This window comes from Streptomyces sp. NPDC031100, assembly GCF_055570785.1.
This window is the reverse complement of sequence record NZ_JBVIGN010000003.1, coordinates 558,226-576,431: the sequence shown is the minus strand read 5'-3', so window position 1 is coordinate 576,431 and position 18,206 is coordinate 558,226. Positions and strand designations below refer to the sequence as shown.

At 72.3% G+C, this 18,206-nt stretch carries 19 protein-coding genes and 2 pseudogenes; 12 read left to right on the top strand and 9 right to left on the bottom strand.

Annotated features, from left to right (window positions below):
• Nucleotides 1-105 precede the first annotated feature (105 nt).
• Nucleotides 106-1,116 carry a class I SAM-dependent methyltransferase gene (locus tag ACZ5DS_RS10530; protein WP_468236409.1) on the top strand — a complete coding sequence of 337 codons (1,011 nt, stop codon included), beginning with the start codon at nt 106-108 and terminating at the stop codon, nt 1,114-1,116.
• Nucleotides 1,113-2,102, top strand: a pseudogene (locus tag ACZ5DS_RS10525) (lysylphosphatidylglycerol synthase transmembrane domain-containing protein); the annotation flags it as partial. The gene ACZ5DS_RS10530 and the pseudogene ACZ5DS_RS10525, both read left to right, overlap by 4 nt.
• Nucleotides 2,103-2,155: 53 nt before the next feature.
• On the opposite strand, the gene ACZ5DS_RS10520 reads toward ACZ5DS_RS10525, so the two are convergent.
• Nucleotides 2,156-2,932 (bottom strand): creatininase family protein, encoded by a 777-nt coding sequence (locus ACZ5DS_RS10520; RefSeq protein WP_468235805.1) that lies wholly within the window; start codon nt 2,930-2,932, stop codon nt 2,156-2,158.
• A 38-nt stretch (nt 2,933-2,970) separates the two neighbouring features.
• On the opposite strand from ACZ5DS_RS10520, the gene ribA reads away from it, so the two are divergent.
• The 5 genes from ribA to ACZ5DS_RS10495 are packed head-to-tail and all read left to right on the top strand — an operon-like array spanning nt 2,971 to nt 7,986.
• Nucleotides 2,971-3,630, top strand: a complete 660-nt coding sequence (gene ribA / locus ACZ5DS_RS10515; protein ID WP_468235802.1) for a GTP cyclohydrolase II — start codon at nt 2,971-2,973, stop codon at nt 3,628-3,630.
• Between the two features lie 33 nt (nt 3,631-3,663).
• Complete coding sequence (locus ACZ5DS_RS10510) at nt 3,664-4,638, top strand: ornithine cyclodeaminase family protein (RefSeq protein ID WP_468235799.1); 975 nt, start codon at nt 3,664-3,666, stop codon at nt 4,636-4,638.
• The gene (locus tag ACZ5DS_RS10505; protein WP_468235796.1) at nt 4,635-5,780 is read left to right on the top strand and encodes an NAD(P)/FAD-dependent oxidoreductase; all 1,146 of its coding nucleotides are present in this window, start codon (nt 4,635-4,637) and stop codon (nt 5,778-5,780) included. The genes ACZ5DS_RS10510 and ACZ5DS_RS10505 overlap by 4 nt, the downstream gene beginning before the upstream one ends.
• Nucleotides 5,777-6,835, top strand: a complete 1,059-nt coding sequence (locus ACZ5DS_RS10500; RefSeq protein ID WP_468235793.1) for a saccharopine dehydrogenase — start codon at nt 5,777-5,779, stop codon at nt 6,833-6,835. Before ACZ5DS_RS10505 ends, ACZ5DS_RS10500 begins: the two co-directional genes overlap by 4 nt.
• Nucleotides 6,832-7,986: a saccharopine dehydrogenase family protein gene (locus ACZ5DS_RS10495; RefSeq protein ID WP_468235791.1), complete on the top strand. Its 1,155-nt coding sequence runs from the start codon at nt 6,832-6,834 to the stop codon at nt 7,984-7,986. Before ACZ5DS_RS10500 ends, ACZ5DS_RS10495 begins: the two co-directional genes overlap by 4 nt.
• Nucleotides 7,987-8,008: 22 nt before the next feature.
• Here ACZ5DS_RS10495 and ACZ5DS_RS10490 read toward each other — a convergent pair whose 3' ends face one another.
• Genes ACZ5DS_RS10490 through ACZ5DS_RS10475 form a run of 4 tightly spaced genes read right to left on the bottom strand, consistent with a single transcriptional unit; the run spans nt 8,009 to nt 11,856 of the window.
• A complete protein-coding gene (locus ACZ5DS_RS10490; RefSeq protein ID WP_468235789.1) occupies nt 8,009-8,578 on the bottom strand; it encodes a DinB family protein in 570 nt (189 codons plus the stop codon).
• 57 nt (nt 8,579-8,635) lie between these two features.
• Nucleotides 8,636-9,859, bottom strand: coding sequence for a serine hydrolase domain-containing protein (locus ACZ5DS_RS10485; protein WP_468235787.1), 1,224 nt, complete (start codon nt 9,857-9,859; stop codon nt 8,636-8,638).
• 60 nt (nt 9,860-9,919) lie between these two features.
• Nucleotides 9,920-11,281 carry an MFS transporter gene (locus ACZ5DS_RS10480; RefSeq protein ID WP_468235784.1) on the bottom strand — a complete coding sequence of 454 codons (1,362 nt, stop codon included), beginning with the start codon at nt 11,279-11,281 and terminating at the stop codon, nt 9,920-9,922.
• The gene (locus tag ACZ5DS_RS10475) at nt 11,278-11,856 is read right to left on the bottom strand and encodes a TetR/AcrR family transcriptional regulator (protein WP_468235781.1); all 579 of its coding nucleotides are present in this window, start codon (nt 11,854-11,856) and stop codon (nt 11,278-11,280) included. Before ACZ5DS_RS10475 ends, ACZ5DS_RS10480 begins: the two co-directional genes overlap by 4 nt.
• Nucleotides 11,857-11,944: 88 nt before the next feature.
• Here ACZ5DS_RS10475 and ACZ5DS_RS10470 point away from each other — a divergent pair, with 88 nt between their 5' ends.
• The gene (locus ACZ5DS_RS10470) at nt 11,945-12,382 is read left to right on the top strand and encodes a PPOX class F420-dependent oxidoreductase (RefSeq protein ID WP_468235779.1); all 438 of its coding nucleotides are present in this window, start codon (nt 11,945-11,947) and stop codon (nt 12,380-12,382) included.
• Nucleotide 12,383: 1 nt separating this feature from the next.
• Here the strand turns inward: ACZ5DS_RS10470 and ACZ5DS_RS10465 are convergent.
• Nucleotides 12,384-12,608, bottom strand: a pseudogene (locus ACZ5DS_RS10465) (NAD(P)-dependent oxidoreductase); the annotation flags it as partial.
• Nucleotides 12,609-12,898: 290 nt separating this feature from the next.
• On the opposite strand from ACZ5DS_RS10465, the gene ACZ5DS_RS10460 reads away from it, so the two are divergent.
• Nucleotides 12,899-13,192, top strand: a complete 294-nt coding sequence (locus ACZ5DS_RS10460) for a hypothetical protein (RefSeq protein WP_468235776.1) — start codon at nt 12,899-12,901, stop codon at nt 13,190-13,192.
• Nucleotides 13,193-13,357: 165 nt separating this feature from the next.
• On the opposite strand, the gene ACZ5DS_RS10455 is transcribed toward ACZ5DS_RS10460, so the two are convergent.
• On the bottom strand, nt 13,358-13,567 hold the full coding sequence (locus ACZ5DS_RS10455; protein ID WP_468235774.1) for a hypothetical protein: 210 nt from the start codon (nt 13,565-13,567) through the stop codon (nt 13,358-13,360).
• A 151-nt stretch (nt 13,568-13,718) separates the two neighbouring features.
• Between ACZ5DS_RS10455 and ACZ5DS_RS10450 the strand changes: the two genes are divergently transcribed.
• Genes ACZ5DS_RS10450 through ACZ5DS_RS10440 form a run of 3 tightly spaced genes read left to right on the top strand, consistent with a single transcriptional unit; the run spans nt 13,719 to nt 15,918 of the window.
• Entirely contained in the window at nt 13,719-14,888 is a 1,170-nt protein-coding gene (locus ACZ5DS_RS10450; protein WP_468235772.1) for a PP2C family protein-serine/threonine phosphatase, read from the top strand.
• Between the two features lie 42 nt (nt 14,889-14,930).
• A complete protein-coding gene (locus ACZ5DS_RS10445) occupies nt 14,931-15,524 on the top strand; it encodes a TetR/AcrR family transcriptional regulator (RefSeq protein ID WP_468235770.1) in 594 nt (197 codons plus the stop codon).
• Between the two features lie 52 nt (nt 15,525-15,576).
• Nucleotides 15,577-15,918 carry a VOC family protein gene (locus ACZ5DS_RS10440; protein ID WP_468235769.1) on the top strand — a complete coding sequence of 114 codons (342 nt, stop codon included), beginning with the start codon at nt 15,577-15,579 and terminating at the stop codon, nt 15,916-15,918.
• Between the two features lie 6 nt (nt 15,919-15,924).
• On the opposite strand, the gene ACZ5DS_RS10435 is transcribed toward ACZ5DS_RS10440, so the two are convergent.
• Both ACZ5DS_RS10435 and ACZ5DS_RS10430 read right to left on the bottom strand, forming a co-directional pair.
• Nucleotides 15,925-16,590, bottom strand: a complete 666-nt coding sequence (locus tag ACZ5DS_RS10435) for a TetR/AcrR family transcriptional regulator (protein ID WP_468235767.1) — start codon at nt 16,588-16,590, stop codon at nt 15,925-15,927.
• A 141-nt stretch (nt 16,591-16,731) separates the two neighbouring features.
• The gene (locus ACZ5DS_RS10430) at nt 16,732-18,177 is read right to left on the bottom strand and encodes a membrane-associated oxidoreductase (RefSeq protein WP_468235766.1); all 1,446 of its coding nucleotides are present in this window, start codon (nt 18,175-18,177) and stop codon (nt 16,732-16,734) included.
• Between the last annotated feature and the right edge of the window lie 29 nt (nt 18,178-18,206).

The following is an 18,206-nucleotide window of genomic DNA, read 5'->3' as shown; positions in this document are numbered from 1 at the left end:
GGCGCCGAGTCCGAGGGCGGCGAGGTGCAGGCAACGGGTGCCGGATCCCGGGGCGGCGAGGCGCGGCCGTTGGGTGCGGAAGCCAAGGACCGTGAGGGGCAGGGGATGAGTGCCGGATCCAAGGGCCGTGAGGTGCAGGCGTTGGGTGTTGTCCATGGGCAGCAACCGATAGGCGACGCGCCCCGAAACAACGACGGCGCCGTCGACGTGATCGCGGGCGCCGGCCCCATAGCCCGGCCCGGCGAGCGGGCCACCGTGCGGCTGCGGGACGGTGGGGGAGAGGAGCCGCCGCGGTACGCACCCGAGTGGTTGCAGCTGCGGGAGGGGGCCGATGCCGCCGCGCGGTCCGAGGAGTTGCTCGACCCGTTGCGGATCCGGCTGGCCAATCTGCCGGGCCGGTCGGACAGTCTGGTCGTGCACGACCTGGGCTGCGGCACCGGCTCGATGGGCCGCTGGCTCGCGCCTCGCCTGGACGGCGCCCAGCACTGGATCCTGCACGACCGTGACCCGTACCTGCTGCACTTCGCCGCCGTGGCCTCCCCGCGCTCCGCCGCCGACGGCAGCCGGGTCTCGGTCGAGACGCGGCGCGGTGACGTCGCCCGGCTCACCCCGGACGCGCTGACCGGGGCGAGCCTGGTGACGGCCTCGGCGCTGCTGGACGTCCTCACCCAGGAGGAGATCGGGACCCTCGCCGCCGCCTGCGCCGGGGCGGGCTGCCCGGCCCTGCTCACGCTGTCGGTCGCCGGACGCGTCGAACTCACCCCGTCCCACCCGCTGGACCCGGAGATCACCGAGGCGTTCAACGACCACCAGCGGCGTACCGGGCTGCTCGGCCCGGACGCGGTCACCGTGGCCTGCGAGGCGTTCGCGGAGCGCGGGGCGACGGTTCGGGTGAACCCGAGCCCGTGGCGGCTCGGCCCCGAGGAGTCCGCGCTGACCGCCCAGTGGCTGCGCGGCTGGGTGGGCGCGGCCGTCCAGCAGCGGCCCGAACTGCGCGAGCGCGCCGCGCGCTACCTGCGTGAGCGCTTGGCCGCCTGCGAGGCCGGTGAACTGTCGGTCGTGATCCACCACAGCGACCTGCTGGCCCTGCCCCGGCCGACGGGCGGGACCTCATGAGCGGCCAAGCGGTGGGAGCCGGCGCGACGCTCCGTACGCCACCGGTGGCGCATGCCCGTAGGCACACGAGCGCAGCCGCCGCCGAGCCTGCGCAGCCCCCCCGCCGCTTCCTCTCCCGCCTCAAGTCCCCCGCTGTCCGTACCCACTTCGGCACCGTCGCCGGTGTCGCCATCCTGGGCGCCCTGCTCTGGAGGCTGGGCACGGGTGTGCTGCTCGACGGGCTGCGGCGGATCGACACCGTGACGCTGCTGGCGGCCCTCGGCATCGGCGTGGTCACCACCGTGTTCAGCGCGTGGCGCTGGCAGTTGGTGGCCCGGGGGCTGCGCATCCGGCTGCCGCTGGGGCCCGCGGTGGCCGACTACTACCGGGCGCTGTTCCTGAACGCGGCCCTGCCCGGCGGGGTCCTGGGCGATGTGCACCGGGCGGTCCGGCACGGGCAGAGCGCCGGGGACATCCGGCGCGGGGTGAAGGCGGTCGTCCTGGAGCGGGTCGCCGGGCAGGTCGCGCTGACCGTGTTCGGCGCGGCGGCGCTGCTGACCCTGCCCTCGCCCGTGCGGGACGACGTCCGCACCTTCGCCCCGCTGACCGTCCTCGCCGTGGCGGGCGCGCTCGCCGTCGTCCTCGCCGTCCGGATGAACCGTGCGGCCTCCCGCCGCGGCGGCGCCCTGCGCAGGGGCCTCGGCGAGGTGCGGGAGGGTCTGCTGTCCCGTCAGGCGGGGCCCGGTGTCGCGCTGTCCTCGGCGGTGATCCTCGCCGGGCACCTCGCGACGTTCGTCGTGGCGGCCCGGGTCGCCGGATCCGCCGCCTCCGTGCCGGTGCTGCTCCCGCTCGCGGTCCTCGCCCTGGTCGCCATGGGCCTGCCGCTGAACGTCGGCGGCTTCGGCCCCCGCGAGGGCGTCACCGCCTGGGCGTTCGGCGCCGCCGGGCTCGGCGCGAGCAGCGGAGTGGCCGTGGCCGTCGTGTACGGCGTGCTCAGCTTCGTGGCGAGCCTGCCCGGCGCCGTCGTCCTCGTCGCCCGCTGGTACGCGGGGCTGCGCGGCTACCCCCGTACCTCCCCGGCGCCGTCGGCGGACGTGAGCAGCGCGAAAAGCGCGCCGAACGATTCCGTCAGGCTCGCCAGCAGTTCCTTCCCCTTTTCCGCGGAGCCCAGGGAAGGACGGCCGATGACGCCCGATTCGGTATAGGCGGACATTCCCACGGTGAGCAGATGACGACGGTCGTCAGCGGTGAAATCGGCGGACTCGTAACCAGGGCGGACGAATTCGGGATGAGCATGCAGCAGAATGGAGGTCTCGATTTCCCCCGCGTGCATGTCGGTGAGCGGCGAGGTGTGCACCCCCGCCCGCTGCCGTGCCTCCTCCCAGTCCTCGGCGGCCGGGAACAGCGCCGTCTTCTCGCCGCGCGCGGAGGCCTCCTGGACCACGTTGCCCAGCACGTAGTTGCCGCCGTGCCCGTTGACCACGACGAGCGCGTCGACACCGGAGCGGCCGAGCGACGCCGCGATGTCCCTCACCACCGCGTGGAGGGTCACGGCGGAGATGCTGACGGTCCCCGGCCAGGCCGCGTGCTCGTGCGAACAGGAGACCGTCACCGGCGGAAGGAGGTGCACCGGGTACGCGGCGGCGATCTCCCGCGCCACGGCACAGGCGACGAGCGTGTCGGTCGCCAGCGGAAGGTGGGGGCCGTGCTGTTCGAAGCTGCCGACGGGAAGGACGGCGACCTGTGTTGAAACGCCCGCCCCCCGCATCCGTACGTCTTCCGTGGTGTCCGCCGGCATCACCCCGTATGCCGCCGCACGCGCGCCCGAACCACTCATCTTTTCCCGGCCTTTCGTCTCTGCTTAGGAATCAGATCATGACAGAAAACATCGGCATCCTCGGCAAGAAGTCCCCGCGGCGTTCGGGCGCGGAACGCGTGGTGAATGCCCCGCTGCCCACCGTGTACGGGAAATTCCAGGCGGTCGGCTACCTGGACCACGACCGCGGTGACGAGCAAGTCGCCCTGGTGCACGGGGAGATCGGCACCGAGAACGTTCTGGTGCGGCTGCACTCGGAGTGCCTGACCGGCGACGCGTTCGGCTCTCAGCACTGCGAGTGCGGCGACCAACTGGCCGCGGCGCTGCGTGCGGTGGCCGCCGAAGGCAGCGGCGTCGTCGTGTACTTGAGGGGGCACGAGGGCCGCGGCATCGGTCTGCTGGCGAAGCTGCGGGCGATGGCGCTGCAGGCGGAGGGCCTGGACACGGTCGAGGCGAACCTGGCGCTCGGCCTGCCGGTCGACGCCCGTGACTACGGTGTCGCCGCGCAGATCCTGCACGACCTCGGGGTGCGCTCGGTGCGGCTGATGTCGAACAACCCGCGCAAGCGGGAGGCGCTGGTGCGGCACGGCATCCAGGTCGCCGAGCAGGTGCCGCTGCTGATCGAGCCGTGCGAGAGCAACATCACGTATCTGCGGACGAAGCGGGAGCGGATGGACCACATCCTGCCCCATCTGGACGCGGTCGCGCACGGCTCCTGATTCGACGGGCGGCCGTCCGGACAGGATCAGGGGGTGACCGACGACGACGTCCTCTTCCTCTCCGGCGCCGAGGTGACGCGACTGCTCGGCGCGGACGCGGCGATCGCCTCGCAGCGGGCGGCCTTCACCGCGCTCGGCACGGGCGAGGCCGATCTCCCCGCAAAGATCATGGAACCGAGCCGCTTCGACGACAGCGTGGTCTTCGCCTATGTCTCCCGGCTGTCCCGGGACACCGGGGCGGTGGCGAAGTTCGGCAGCGTCAACCCGGGCAACGCGGCGGCCGGGCTGCCCACCGTGCACGCGGTCGTCACCGCGCTCGACCCCGACACCGGGCGGCTCGTCGCCGTCCTGGACGGCACGGCGGTGACCACGCTGCGCACGGCCGCGGGCAGCGCCGTCGCCGTGGACGCCCTGGCCGTGCCTGGGCCCGCGGACCTGGCACTGCTCGGCTCCGGCACCCAGGCCCTCGCCCACGCCCGCATGATCGCCCGGGTCCGCGAGGTGACGGCGGTACGGCTGTGGAGCCCGACCCCGAGCCGTCGCACCGCCGCCGCAGGGACCGTCGCCGCCGAACTCGGCGTCCCCGTCCGGGCCGTGGACAGCGCCGAGGAGGCCGTGACCGGTGCCTCGGTGGTCGCCGCCTGCACGCTCAGCACGACACCCGTGGTGCGCGGCGCCTGGCTGGCACCCGGCTGCACGGTGGTCAGCATCGGCTCCTTCGAGCCCACCCGCCGGGAGGTCGACCGCGACGTCGTACGACGTGCCGCGGCCGTCGTCGTGGACGACGCTGGTACTGCGGCCGGGCACGCCGGGCCGGTCGTGGACGCCCTGCGCGACGGCCTGCTCACCCCCGACGCCCTGATCCCGCTGGGCGCGGTGCTCACCGGACGCCGTGGCGCCCGCACCGCACCGCAGGACATCGTCTACTACAACAGCACCGGACTCGGCATCCAGGACGCCGCGGCGGCCTGGGCCGTGATCCGCGCCGCGAAGGAGGCAGCCGCGTGAACCTTCAGGCCCGGGTGGTCATCATCGGCGGCGGGGTGATGGGCACGAGCATCGCCTACCACCTGGCGCGCGCCGGAGTGCGGGACGTCGTCCTGGTCGAACGCGACGAACTGGCCGCCGGCTCCACCTCCAAGGCCGCGGGCGGGGTGCGGGCCCAGTTCTCCGACGAGCTGAACATCCAGCTCGGCGCGCGCAGCCTGGAGGCCTTCGGCCGGTTCGAGGAGGAGATCGGCCAGGACATCGGGCTGCACCGGGTCGGCTATCTGTTTCTGCTGTCCACCCCCGAGGAGGTCGCCTCCTTCCAGGCGAGCGTACGGCTGCAGAACTCCCTCGGCGTGCCCAGCCGCATGCTCACCCCGCAGGAGGCCCGCCGCCTCTCGCCCCTGATCACCACCGACGGGCTGCTGGCGGCCGCCTACTCCCCGGACGACGGCCACTGCACCCCCGAGGCGGTCGTCCACGGCTACGCGGCCGCCGCCCGCGCCCACGGCGCCCGCATCCTGCGCCACACCGAGGCGACCGGCATCGAACTGCACGGCGACACCATCACCGCCGTCAGCACCACCCTCGGCCGCATCGCCGCCGACACGGTTGTCTGCGCGGCCGGCGCCTGGTCGAAGGCGGTCGGCGCGATGGTGGGAGTGGATCTGCAGGTACGGCCGCTGCGCCGCCAGATCGCGGTCACCGAACCCGTCCCCGGGCTGCCACCGGCGCTGCCCATGACGATCGACTTCACCACCAGCCTCTACTTCCACGCCGAGGGCCCCGGGCTGCTGCTCGGCATGTCCGACCCGGACGAGAAGGAGGGCTTCGCCACCGACACCCACGACCGCTGGATCCCCCGGCTGTGCGAGGCGATGCAGCACCGGGCGCCCGCCCTGCTCGACCTGCGCCGCACCGCCACCTGGGCGGGCCTGTACGAGAACACCCCCGACCACAACGCCCTGATCGGCGAGGCGTCGTCGGTATCCCGCTTTCTGTATGCGACCGGCTTCTCCGGCCACGGCTTCCTGCAGGGACCGGCCGTGGGCGAGATCGTCCGCGACCTGTACCTGGGCCGCGTGCCCTTCCTCGACGTCCGCCCCCTGAGCGTCGGCCGGTTCGCGGCCGACGCCCCGCGCCCGGAGGCCAACCTGGTATGAGCGAGCTCCACCTGTGGCTGCGCCACGAGGCCCGTACGACCGAACGGCGCACGCCGATCGTCCCCGCCGACGCCCGCCGCCTGACCGAGAGCGGGGTGCACCTGACGGTCGAGGAGTCCCCGCAGCGGATCTTCCCCGTCGAGGAGTACGAGGCGGCCGGCTGCCGCCGCGCCCCCACGGGCTCATGGGTCTCGGCGCCGGCGGACGCCGTGATCCTCGGCCTCAAGGAACTCCCCGACGAACCACCGGCGTTGACGCACCGGCACATCTTCTTCGGGCACGCGTACAAGCAACAGCCGGGCGCGGCCGAGCTGTTGCGCCGGTTCGCGGCCGGGGGAGGGGCGCTGCTGGACCTGGAGTACCTGGTGGACGACCAGGGCCGCAGGCTGGCCGCCTTCGGCTATTGGGCGGGCTACCTGGGCGCGGCGCTCGCCGTGCTCCAGCACCGCGGCCGCCTGCCGGCACCTCTGCGCCCCACCACCAAAGAGGACCTGGACGCCACCCTCGAACCGGCCCCGGGAGAGGAGGAGTTCACGGCTCTCGTCATCGGCGCGCTCGGCCGCAGCGGCCGGGGCGCCACGGCCGCCTTCGACACCGCGGGGGTGGCCGCGACCCGCTGGGACCTGGCCGAGACCCGCGACCTGGACCGGCCCGCCCTGCTCGACCACGATGTGATGGTGAACTGCGTCCTCGCCGTCACCCCGGTCCCGCCCTTCCTTCGGGAGGCGGACCTGGACGCCCCGTCGCGCCGCCTGCGCACCCTGTGCGACGTCACCTGCGACGTCGGCTCCCCGCTGAACGTCCTGCCCGTCTACGACCGCACCACCGACTGGACGGAACCGGTGCGCCGGCTGTGCAAGGAGCCGCCGCTCGACCTCATCGCCATCGACAACCTGCCCTCGCTGCTGCCCCGCGAGTCCAGCACCGACTTCTCGGCGGCCCTGGTGCCCCGGCTGCTCGACTTCGGCACCTCGGGTCCGTGGGCACGCTGCCTCGACCGATTCCACCAGGCCTGCCATGAACTAGGCATCGAAGAAGGGGAGTTGGAGAAATGACCGACCGCGTCCCGGCGTCCGGAACCGTCCACTGGGTCGGTGCGGGCCTCTCCACCGGCAGCGGACTGGCGGCACTCTGCGCGACGGCCGAGCGGGTACGGCTGTGGCACCGCACCGAGGAACGCGCGGCCGCAGCCCTTGCCGCCCTGGGCCTGACCGGACGCGCCGAACCCCGTGGCTTCACGCTCCCCGCGCTCACCGCCGAACTGGCCCCCGGGGACGTCGTCGTATCGATGCTGCCCGCACCCGAGCACGCCGGGCTCCTGTCCGCGTGCGTGGGCGCGCGGGCCCACTTCGCCTGCTCCAGCTATGTCTCACCCGAGGTCCTGGACCAGGTACCGGCGGCAGCGGCAGTCGGCCTGGTCGTGCTGACCGAGGCGGGCCTCGACCCGGGCATCGACCACCTCTTCGCCCACAGCCTCATCGGCAGGGCGCGCACGGACCTCGGCGCGGACACGCCCGCGACCTACCGCCTCACCTCCTACTGCGGCGGCGTCCCGGCGGTCCCGAACGACTTCCGCTACCGCTTCAGCTGGGCACCCCTGGGCGTCCTCAACGCCCTGCGCTCACCGGCCCGTTATCTGGAGGACGGCACCGAAGCCACGGCCGACCGCCCCTGGGAGGCGACCCGCCCGCACGTCCTCGACGGGGAGACCTTCGAGGCCTACCCCAACCGCGACAGCATCCCTTTCATCACCCAGTACGGGCTCCCGCCCGCCTGGACCCCGCGCACCTTCGTACGGGGCACCCTGCGGCTTGACGGCTGGCTGAAGGCGTGGGAGCCGGTCTTCGAGGAGCTGAGGTCGGGCGACGACGAGCGCATCGCCGCCCTGGCCCGCGAGCTGGCGGCGACCTACCCGACGACGGACGAGGACCGCGACCGCGTGGTGCTGTCCGTGTCCCTGGAGGTCGAGACCGCACCGCACCGCACCTGGACCGGCAGCTACCTCCTCGACCTCGTCGGCGACACCGAGGAATCGGCGATGGCCCGCTGCGTCTCCCGCCCGCTCGCCCTCGGCGTCCGCCACATCCTGGACGGAAGCCTGCCGGCGGGCCTGAACAGGGCGGCGGAGACGGCGGAGCGGTCGGAGGTGTGGCTGGCGGAACTCGCCGAGGAGGGGCTGCAGTTCAGCCTGCGGCTGGGTCAGTAGAACAGGGGGCCGCTGCCCCCCGCTACTGGCCCACCCTGCCGTCGATGCACTCCCGCAACAGGTCGGCGTGCCCGCAGTGACGGGCGTACTCCTCGATCATGTGGACCATCAACTCCCGGACTGCGATCCCCTCTTTCCCCAGACGCTCGCCCAGATCCGGGTGCTCGGCCAGCGCGGCGTCGATCGCGGCCTGCTCGCGCGCCAGATCGGAGTACGCAGCGTCGACCTCGGCCTGCTCGGCGACAGCCCCGTCGAAGTCGCCGTCAGGCTCGCCGTACAGCTGCGGCAGCGGATCGCCGTCGCTGATCCAGTTGCGCCAGTCCCGCTCCACCTCGGCGAGGTGCCGCAGCAGGCCGAGCAGCGACATCGTCGACGGCGGAACCGACCGACGGGCCAGTTGCTCCGCATCCAGGCCTTCGCACTTCATCCGCAGTGTGATGCGGTAGTTCTTCAGGACGTCCTGCAGCGTCGCAAGCTCGCCCTCCGGACCGGATCCTTCGTTGTCGCGGGGGTCGTCGTCCGGGTCGACCCACATGTCGGGGTAGACGGTTGCCCGGGTCCATCGCGCGGGTTGATCACTCATGCGTTCCATGCTCGTCCCTGAGGGCCCACGCTCGCCAATGCTTTACGCAGGGACCGTGGCGAGCGGTCAGTCCAGCAGCGCCTCGTGCACCAGCCGCCGCAGCTCCGGGAAGACCTTCAGTGTCTTCGGGCGCACCTGAGTCATGAACTGAACCGTCAGATCGTGGCTCGGATCGACCCAGAAGGCGGTGGTGGCCACGCCCGTCCAGCCGTAGGTGCCGAGGCCCTGCGGGGCCAGGGTGCGGGCCGGGTCGATGACGACGGAGACGTTGAAGCCGAAGCCGAGGCCGTCCTTGGCTCGCTCCTGATGGGCCGGGGCCCCGAAGGAGCGCAGGTCGGCGCCGCCGGGCAGCTGGTTGCGGGTCATCAGGGCGACCGTGTCGGGGGAGAGGAGACGGGTGCCGTCCAGTTCGCCGCCGCGGCGCAGCATCTCCATGAACCGGTGGAAGTCCTGCGCCGTGGCGACCATGCCGCCGCTGCCGGACAGGAACCGTGGCCGGCCCCGCACCGGCAGCCCCGGGATCGGCGCGATGCCGCCGTCGTCCGTCTCGCCGTACAACGCGGCCAGTCGCTCGGCCTGTTCGGGGGTGATGTGGAAACCGGCGTCGTTCATGCCGAGCGGGCGGAGGATCCGCTCGCCGACGTACTCGTCCAGGGGCCGTCCGGAGACCACCTCGATCACCCGGCCCAGGACGTTGGAGGCGACCGAGTAGTTCCATTGGGTGCCCGGCTCGAACTGCAGGGGCAGGCGGGCGTACACCTCCATCGTCTCGGCGAGGTTCGCACCGGGCGGCACGGAGGACTCCAGGCCGGCCTCGCGGTAGAGGGCGTCCACGGGGTGTCGGTAGTAGAAGCCGAAGGTCAGGCCCGCCGTGTGGGTGAGCAGATGCCGGATGAGGAGGGGGCCGGAGGCGGGGCGTGTGCGCACATCGGTGCCCGTACCGCTCGCGTACACGCGCGGGTTGGCGAATGCGGGTAGGTAGCGGTCGAGCGGGTCGTCCAGGGACAGGCGGCCCTCCTCCACCAGTTGCAGGACCGCGACCGCGGTGACGGGCTTGGTCATGGAGTAGATCCGCCACAGGGTGTCCGCCCGGACCGGCAGCCCGGCCGCGAGGTCGCTGTGGCCGTGCGTGGTCAGGTGGGCGACACGGCCGCCGCGGGCCACGGCCAGCAGGAAGCCGGGCAGGCGCCCTTCGTCGACGTAGCGGGCGAAGTGCCGGTCGAGGCGGCCGAGCGCCTTCGGGTCCAGCGCCAGCTCGTCCGGGTCGACTTCCTGTCGCAGCTCGGCCATCGCTCTCCTCGGGGTCACGTGATGCACGCGCGGTCCGGCCTGCGCGCCGGGACGCAACGCTCATCGTCGCGCAGGAACACCGGGCCGGACCCGCTCCTCAGGGGTGTGTGTGAGCGACGCGACGCCGGGCCCCGGGAGCGCGCGGGAGGCCGGCACGGCGAGTGCGGCCACGGCGGCGAGCACGAGCAGCGCCGTCCGAGGGCCTGCGCCCATCAGCGCGGTGCCCGCGGCCACGCCGAGCACGGGACCGACGTTCAGCGCGGTTTGCTGGAGACCGCCCGCCACTCCGGCCACCGTCACTTCCGCGTGCCGTACGACGACATGAGTGGCCGTCACCATCACCGTGCCGAAACCGGCACCCAGCAGCGCGAAGGCACAACCCTGGGCGAGGGCACCGGTGGCCCCGGACAGGACGAGGACGCCCAGCGCGAGCACCGCCGTCGCCGCTGCCGCCGTCCGGCGTGCACCCACCCGGCGCAGCAGCACCGGGCACAGGGGCGCGGCCAGCACCATCAGCACCGCCAACGGCAGGCTGCGCAGGGCACTGTGGACGGGGTCGAGGCCGAGCCGGCGCTGGAGCACGTACGTCTCGACGAACAGGGTGCCGAACAGCGAGGCCGACGCAGCGACCAGGAGGGCGAGGGCGTCCCCGACCGCGGGCGAGCCGATCACCTCGGGCGGCAGCAGGGGACTCGCGGCGCGCCGCTCGTGTCGCACGAAGGCGGCAGCGGCGAGTGCGGCACCCCCGAGCCCGGCGGCGACAGCGGCACCGGAGGCGGGCAGGGCGACCAGCGTGTGCACGAGTGCGGCCAGGGTCAGGGCGAGGAGCAGCGCCCCCGGCAGGTCCAGCCGCGTACGGGAGGCCTGCGGGCGGTTCCCTCCGGGCAGGATCAGCGCCACCAGCCCGAAGCCGACGGCCGGCAGTACGCCGAGGAAGAACACCGCCCGCCAGCCAGGCCCGCTCACCAGCGCGCCGCCGACCAAGGGGCCCGCCGCGGCCGCCAGGCCGATCGCGCTGGTGCGCACCGCGAGCGGCATCGCCAGCCGGTCCGGCGGGAAGGCGGCCCGCAGCATCCCGAGCGTGGCCGGCTGGAGCAGGGCCCCGAACACACCCTGTGCCACCCGCAGCCCGATCACCCAGCCGATCCCGGGCGCCAGGCCGATGCCGGCCGACGTCACGCCGAACCCCAGCATGCCGATCGCGAACATCCGCCGCTGCCCGTACCGGTCGCCGAGCCGCCCCGCGAACACCAGCAGGCTCGCCACCGCCACGAGATACGCGGTACTGGTCCACTGCAGCTGCGCGAACGACGCGTGCAGCGATCGCTGCAAGGACGGCTGGGCGACCGTGAGGACCGTACCGTCCAGGGCGACGAGCACGGCGCCCGCCACACTGGCCACCAGTGTCAGTCGGCGGTTCACCGGGCGCCCTCCGGGCCCAGATGGGCGAGCAGTGCCGCGTCCAGGAGGGCACCGAAGTCCTCGTCGCCCGTGGCGAGTTGGAGACTGCCCCAGCGCCACAGCTGGGCGATGCCGTGCAGGTTCGCCCACAGGGCACCGGCCACACGTCGGGCGTCCGCGTCCGGACGGACCTGTCCGACGAGGTCCGCGAGCAGCCCGAAGAGGGGCAGGCTCGTTCCGCGCAGCCCCAAGTGCCCGCTCTCGAGAAGATCGTGACGGAACATCAGCTCGTACATACCGGGGTTGTCGAGCGCGAACTCCAGGTAGGCACGGGCCAGCGCCGTCACCTGTGCGCGCGGATCACCGCTGCCGTCGAGCGTCGGCCTGACCCGCTCGCCCAGATCGGCGAACCCCCGCCGGGCGATGGCGGACAGCAGTTCCAGATGGGTGGGGAAGTAGCGGCGCGGCGCCCCGTGCGAGACCCCCGCGCGCCGGGCGATCTCCCGCAGCGTCAGGGCCTGGACGCCCTCGGTGGTCACCAGCTCCACACCCACGTCGATCAGACGCGCCCGGAGCCCCGTCTCGGATTCGGTCATAGACACTGTCTACCAGTCGCGCGTAGACAGTGTCTACTCACCTCTCCGTGCAGGGAATGTGCGGCCTGCCGGGCCAGTTGACCCTCATATGACTCAGGACCCGACGCAGGACGCACTGATCGAGCTGCTCTCCCGGACGCGGGGCGGGGTGCTGGTCACCCTCAAGAGCGACGGCCGCCCCCAGCTGTCCAACGTCAGCCACGCCTACTACCCCGACGAACGGGTCATCCGGATCTCGGTCACCGACGACCGCGCCAAGACCCGCAACCTGCGCCGCGACCCCCGCGCCTCCTACCACGTCACCAGCGACGACCGCTGGGCGTACACGGTCGCCGAGGGCACGGCCGAACTGTCACCGGTCGCCGAGGACCCGCACGACGAGACCGTCGAGGAGCTGATCCGGCTCTACCGGGACGTCCTCGGCGAACACCCGGACTGGGACGACTACCGGGCCGCCATGGTCCGCGACCACCGGCTGGTGCTGCGGCTGCCCGTCGAGCGGGTGTACGGCATCCCGAAGGGCTGACCTACGACGCCTGCGCGGTCCGCGCCTCGATCGCGCGCAGCACCGCCACCATGCCCTCGCCGCCGTGTCCCTGCGCCACCGTCTCCTCGAACAGGGTGTGGCAGACGTCGAGCAGTGGCGAGGCCAGGTGCGCCTTGCGGGCCGCCTCGGCGATGAGCCGGTTGTTCTTGAACACGTCCAAACCCTGCCGTTCGGCGAAGTGGAAGGCCTCGGTCAGGTGCGTGAGTATCGCCCGCAGCCGGGGCGGGTCGGGCGGCGGCTCGGGCATGCGGCGGGCCGCAGGCAGGCGGTGTGCCTCTCCTCTTGCGCGCGAATGAGGTGGTCGAGAATCGGTGGCATGACCGAATTCAATCACGTGTTCGATTTTCTGCCCGGTCGGGCCCGGTGCTTGTGACTCGCAGCGATAGTTGGCCAATCACAGTGCTACTTGGCCACACAGGCGTCCTAGGCGACCCGCGCTCGGCGGGCGTCGTCCGATACGCGCATGGGACTCCTTGCAGTGACAGGATCGGTGCTATGGGCACCGAGACGGGCTGGGTGTACCGGGTGCTCGAGCCGCACGGCTCGGAGGGATGGCGCCCCTACGGCAGCGACCCCGAACGGTGGCGGGGTACGATCACCGCCGATGATTCGGGTGAGGGCGCCCATTACGTCGTCGCCCTCGTCGTCACCGACCTGATGAGCGAGTGGAAGATGCGCGGCCTTTCGCGGGCGAAGCACGTGCGGGTCTTCCTCTGGCGCGGCGAAGAGGGCGACGCGGCGGACGCGGACATCATCGTGGAGGTCCGGCCGAGGATCCCCGCTGAGTGACCGCCGACCGGCAAATCCGCGCACAGGCGGGATATCGCCCCCGGGGCACGGGATAGGTCGAGACCGCGGCGGCCGACCATCTCTGAGGAAAATGGCCAACGACAGTTGAGCACCGGCCGTTCGCCAGCAGACTTCCCGTCGTCTCTGGCCACCTATCGCTGGAGGTCACAGCACTGATTCCCCTCCCGTTGTGACCGAGTGCTTCAGTTGGCGGGTGAGCGTTTCACTTGGTGGGGACTGCTCGTCAATGCGGGTGGCGAAGCCGGAGGCGTACTCATCGAGTGCGGCGGCCGCGCAGGTAGCGGCCTCCGGCGGCGGGCTGTCGAGCGCTCGGAGGGTGAAGGCGAGCCGTCCGCCCTGCTTGCGGGTGCTCACCGCCTGGAGGCGGGTTGGTCGATGCGAGAGGTGATGGAGTCGAGGTGCGGCGCCGGGTGCGCCGTAGCGCTGGGGGAGGTGTCGGTCACGGCCCCTGACGCCGGGGTGCGATGAGTGGAACAGCCCACTTCAGCGAGGCAGGCTTGTATCCATGCAGACGCTCTTCCGCCTGGCTCCTCCGCCCGGAGCGGGCGGGCATAGCCGGGCCCTTTTCCGATTCGCGCAGTGCGTGCCGTTCATGATCATACTGCTCGGGCTGGGGATCGAGCTCTCGCCTGCGCACGATATCTACACCGGCCCGCTCCTCGTCGCGATGCCGGCCCTGGCTTCGCTGACGATGGGCCCGAAAGGCACCCTCGCGGCAGCGGCTGGAGCCCTGGCCGTCAGCCTGACCACCACCACCCTGCACGAGGCGTGGGGTGGCCTGCTGATCTACAGCAACCTCCTGGGCCTCCTCGTGGTGTCCGTGGCCAGTGTCATCACGAGTAGAGCCGTGCGCACGCGCAGGCAGAGCGAGCTCAACCAGGTTCGCCGGGTCGCCGTGGCAGCACAAAGAGTCCTGCTGCGGCCCGTACCGGCCCGGCTGGGGCCGGTACGGGCGGCCAGCATGTATCTCGCGGCCGAGACGGGAGCGCAGATCGGCGGCGATCTGTACGAGGCCGTAGAGACCCGGTACGGGGTCCGGATGATCGTGGGCGACGTCCGCGGCAAAGGATTGCCTGCTGTGGGTTTGGCCGCAGCCGTGCTGAACGCCTTCCGGGAGGCCGCGCACTATGAGGACGACCTGGTGGAGGTGATGAACCACTGCGCGGCTGCGCTGCACCGGGAGCGAGCCGCGCCGTGCGCGGTCGACCAGGACGGGAGGGAAGACCAGGCGGAGGATTTCGTCACTGCGCTCGTGGCTCAGGTGCCCGACGGCCGCGAGGTCCAGGTGTTCAACCGCGGCCATCCGCCTCCGCTGCTCCTGCACAAGGGCAAGGTTCACGCCCTGATGCCCAGCTCACCACTGCCACCCCTGGGCCTGGGCGACTTCATCACCGGTCCTCCCGCCAAGGTGGAGAGCTATCCGCTTGCACCCGGTGACCGTCTGCTGCTGTACACCGATGGCGTGATCGAAGCCCGCAATCCCGACAGCGTTTTCTTCGCCTTGCCCGAGGCCGTGGAAGCGGTGCCCACCTGCACTCCGTCGCAGTTCCTGGAACAACTGCATCAGGCATTGATCCGTCACACCGGGGGCCACCAGGCGGACGATGCGGCGATGATCGTCGTTGACCTCGACGAAGAAGCGGGCGAACCAGCAGTCGGCGCAGCTGCTGTATGACGGCGGTCATAAGGTGGGGACGAAGGTGAGCGGAGGTCGGTCATGGCACGGTCGCGGCACGGACCGCGCGAGCGGATGGTGTTCAGCGCGGCCCAGCTGATCCGGCGCGACGGGGTCGGCGCGACCGGCATGCGGGACGTCGCCGCCCACGCCGGGGCGCCGCGCGGCTCGCTCCAGCACTATTTCCCGGGCGGCAAGGAACAGCTGGTCAACGAGGCCGTGAGCTGGGCCGGCCGGTACGCCGGCAAGCGCGTCGGCCGTTTCCTCGCGGGCCTGGACGAGCCGACGCCGAGCGGCCTGTTCGCGGCGATGGCCGCCCAGTGGACGGACGAGTACGAGGCCGAGGGCTTCGCCGCCGGCTGCCCGGTCGCCGCCGCGACCGTCGACTGCGCCGGCTCCGGGACCTCCACGCGGGAGGCGGCCGCCGCCGCGTTCGCGACCTGGCGCGGCCCGGTCGCCGAGGCCCTGACCGGCATGGGCGTGCCCACCGCCCGCGCCGACTCCCTCGCCACCCTGATGATCAGCAGTCTGGAGGGCGCGATCCTGATGGCCCGGGCCGAACAGGACGTACACCCGCTGACGACCGCGGTGCGCGAACTCGGGCCGCTGCTCGACGCGGCGGTGGCGCCCTCCTGACGTACCGTCAGGGGTGCTTGTTCCGCCCACCGCCCCGCACTAGCCTCCGATCGTGATCAATGGTGCACATGTGGTGATTCACGGCCGGAACGCGGAAGCCGACCGAGCCTTCCTGCGGGACGTTCTCGGGTGGGCGCACGTCGACGCGGGCCGCGGCTGGCTGATCTTCCAGGCGCCTCCCACGGAGGTGGCCTGCCATCCCACGGACAGCGAGCCCTCCTACGAACTGATGCTGATGTGCGATGACCTCGATGCGACTCGGCAGGAACTGGCCGAGAAGGGCGTGGAGTTCGCACAGCCGGTCGAAGAGGCGCGCTGGGGCCGGGTCACCGCGCTCCGCCTGCCCGGCGGCGGCCGGCTCGGGCTGTACGAGCCGCGCCATCCGCGCCCGTAGAGGTGCTCAGCCCGCGGTCCGCTCGGCGGTGAGATAGGCGATCACCATGTCGCCGACCATCGCCCGGTAGTGCTCGCGCTGCGCCGGGTCCAGCAGGTCCCGGCCGAACAGGGCGCCGAAGGTGTGCCGGTTGGCCACCCGGAAGAAGCAGAACGAGCTGATCACCGCGTGCAGGTCAACGGCGTCGACGTCGGCCCTGAACCGGCCCGCCCGCTGCCCGGCCTCCAGGGTGCGCCGGATCACGCCCAGTGCGGGCGAGTCGAACCTGCCCAGCCTGCGCAGGGCGGTGATGTGCTGTGCCTCGTGGACGTTTTCGATGCTCACCAGGCGGACGAAGTCGGGGTGGCGCTCGACATGGTCGAAGACGAGTTCGGCCAGGCGCCGCACGGCCGCCACCGCGTCCAGGTGCTCGACGTCCAGGTGCTGCTCGGCCTCGTGCAGTTCCCCGTACACCCGCTCCAGTACGGCCGTGAACAGCTGCTCCTTGCCACCGAAGTAGTAGTAGATCATCCGCTTGGTGGTGCGGGTGCGGGCCGCGATCTCGTCCACCCGGGCGCCGTCGTAGCCGGCCCTGGCGAACTCCTGCGTCGCCACGTCGAGGATCTCGGCCCTGGTCCGGGCCGCGTCGTTCACGCGTCCCGGGGATCGCCGCGGGTCTTCCTCGCTCGTCATCGGTTTCCTTCGGGCCTGGGGACGCCTGGAGCAGGCTCGCTCACGTGCCGGTGATTGTAGAAGCCGGACCGTGCATTCCCGCCGGGATGTTCCTCACATCCCGCGCCCCTGCCGGCGGTGCCCGGCGTGCGGCGTGCGGCTTCACTGGCGGCTGACCGTGCGGGTGACGCCGGCGATCACGGTGGTCGCCAGGATCCAGCCGGTGAGGACGAGGACGTAGGCGAGGGCCTGGTACCAGCCGCGCGGCGCGAACGCGCCCTCCTGCCCGAAGCTGATCACCGGCAGCAGCAGGTCGAGCGTGTAGAACACCGGGCTGAACGGCGGCGCCTCGCCCGCCTTCAAGGGCTGCGGATGATGCAGGGCAAAGGCGACGGAGCCGATCGTCAGCAGCGACAGCAGCCAGCCCGCGGCCCGCAGCGGCCGGAAGCCGTAGCCGACGGTGACGTCCTGGGCGAAGCCCCAGAGCCGGCCGTACCAGGGGAGGGTACGGCGGTGGCGGCGCTGCCTGGCGAGCTGGACGAGCCGCGCGGCGTGGTCGTCGCCGATACGGCGGTAGGCGGCGGTCAGCTGCTCGTAGGCGTGCGGGACGAAGCCGTCGCCGTCGCGCGCCAGCATGGGCAGACGCCGCTCGGCGGGTTCGTGCGGGGTGAGGGAGGTGTAGACGAGGCTGTTGATCAGGACCTCGTCGGTGACCATGTCGGGATCCAGGAACAGCACGTCGATCTGGGAGCGGCGCAGATTGAGGGTTCCGCGCACCGGCGGACCGCCGCGCAGCCACAGCTCGCCGATCGTGGCGCTGCTCGCGCGCAGGGCCGTCTGCCCGGGGTGCGACAGCTGGGCGTACGACAGGTCCAGGCGCCCGGTGACACGCGCCCCGCGCAAGTCGATCCGGCCCTCGAGGCGGGCCTCGCGCAGCAGGAGGTCGCCCTCCACGGCGAGGGTCTGCGCGTGCAGGGCGTCCACCGGGCCGGACCCTTCCAGCCGCGCCTCGGTGAGGTCGACGGAACCGGCGACATGGGCGCCGTCGAGGCGCACCGGGCCGTGGACGGTCAGCCCGGGTGCGTACAGGTCGTCGTCGACGGCGAGGTGGTTGAGGCGGAGCGCCGGCCCGTCCGAGCCCTCGGCGGTCAGCACCGCTCCGTCGAGCAGGAGCACTCCGCCGATCTGCGTCCCGTCGATGCGTACCGGCCCGCCGAGCCGGCAGCGCGTCAGCCGGAGATTGCCGTCGGTCCGGGCGCGTGTCGCCCACAGGCCGGGCAGTTCGGAGTCACGCAGACTGACGTAGCGCAGCTGGGCGCCGTCGAGGTACAGCGCGTCGTCGAAGCGGCAGTGGGTGAGATGGACGACGCTCTCGACAGAGGCGTCCCGCAGGTCCAGCGCACCGGTGACGTGGGCTCCCCTGAGCTTGAGGGCGGCCGTCTCACCGGGCTCCCGCGGGCCGTTGAGGAGCAGGGAGCGCAACACGCGGGCACGGACGGTCCGTTGCGGACCCCTTTCCTCGTGCCCGGTGCGGAAGTCCACCTCCTGGCCCGTGGCGAAGGCCCGCCAGACTCGTCGCTCGGCCGGTGTCAGATCGTTGATCTCCATCAGCCGCGACTCTGGCGGGCCCCGGGAAC

Bases quoted from the DNA above. Each gene is read 5' to 3' on its own strand.
- ribA (WP_468235802.1), top strand. From the start codon at position 2,971: ATGACAGAAAACATCGGCATCCTCGGCAAGAAGTCCCCGCGGCGTTCG.
- ACZ5DS_RS10520 (WP_468235805.1), bottom strand. From the start codon at position 2,932: ATGAGTGGTTCGGGCGCGCGTGCGGCGGCATACGGGGTGATGCCGGCG.
- ACZ5DS_RS10460 (WP_468235776.1), top strand. From the start codon at position 12,899: ATGGGCACCGAGACGGGCTGGGTGTACCGGGTGCTCGAGCCGCACGGC.
- ACZ5DS_RS10500 (WP_468235793.1), top strand. From the start codon at position 5,777: ATGAGCGAGCTCCACCTGTGGCTGCGCCACGAGGCCCGTACGACCGAA.
- ACZ5DS_RS10485 (WP_468235787.1), bottom strand. From the start codon at position 9,859: ATGGCCGAGCTGCGACAGGAAGTCGACCCGGACGAGCTGGCGCTGGAC.
- ACZ5DS_RS10445 (WP_468235770.1), top strand. From the start codon at position 14,931: ATGGCACGGTCGCGGCACGGACCGCGCGAGCGGATGGTGTTCAGCGCG.
- ACZ5DS_RS10450 (WP_468235772.1), top strand. From the start codon at position 13,719: ATGCAGACGCTCTTCCGCCTGGCTCCTCCGCCCGGAGCGGGCGGGCAT.
- ACZ5DS_RS10435 (WP_468235767.1), bottom strand. From the start codon at position 16,590: ATGACGAGCGAGGAAGACCCGCGGCGATCCCCGGGACGCGTGAACGAC.
- ACZ5DS_RS10470 (WP_468235779.1), top strand. From the start codon at position 11,945: ATGACTCAGGACCCGACGCAGGACGCACTGATCGAGCTGCTCTCCCGG.
- ACZ5DS_RS10490 (WP_468235789.1), bottom strand. From the start codon at position 8,578: ATGGAACGCATGAGTGATCAACCCGCGCGATGGACCCGGGCAACCGTC.
- ACZ5DS_RS10430 (WP_468235766.1), bottom strand. From the start codon at position 18,177: ATGGAGATCAACGATCTGACACCGGCCGAGCGACGAGTCTGGCGGGCC.
- ACZ5DS_RS10495 (WP_468235791.1), top strand. From the start codon at position 6,832: ATGACCGACCGCGTCCCGGCGTCCGGAACCGTCCACTGGGTCGGTGCG.
- ACZ5DS_RS10530 (WP_468236409.1), top strand. From the start codon at position 106: ATGAGTGCCGGATCCAAGGGCCGTGAGGTGCAGGCGTTGGGTGTTGTC.
- ACZ5DS_RS10475 (WP_468235781.1), bottom strand. From the start codon at position 11,856: ATGACCGAATCCGAGACGGGGCTCCGGGCGCGTCTGATCGACGTGGGT.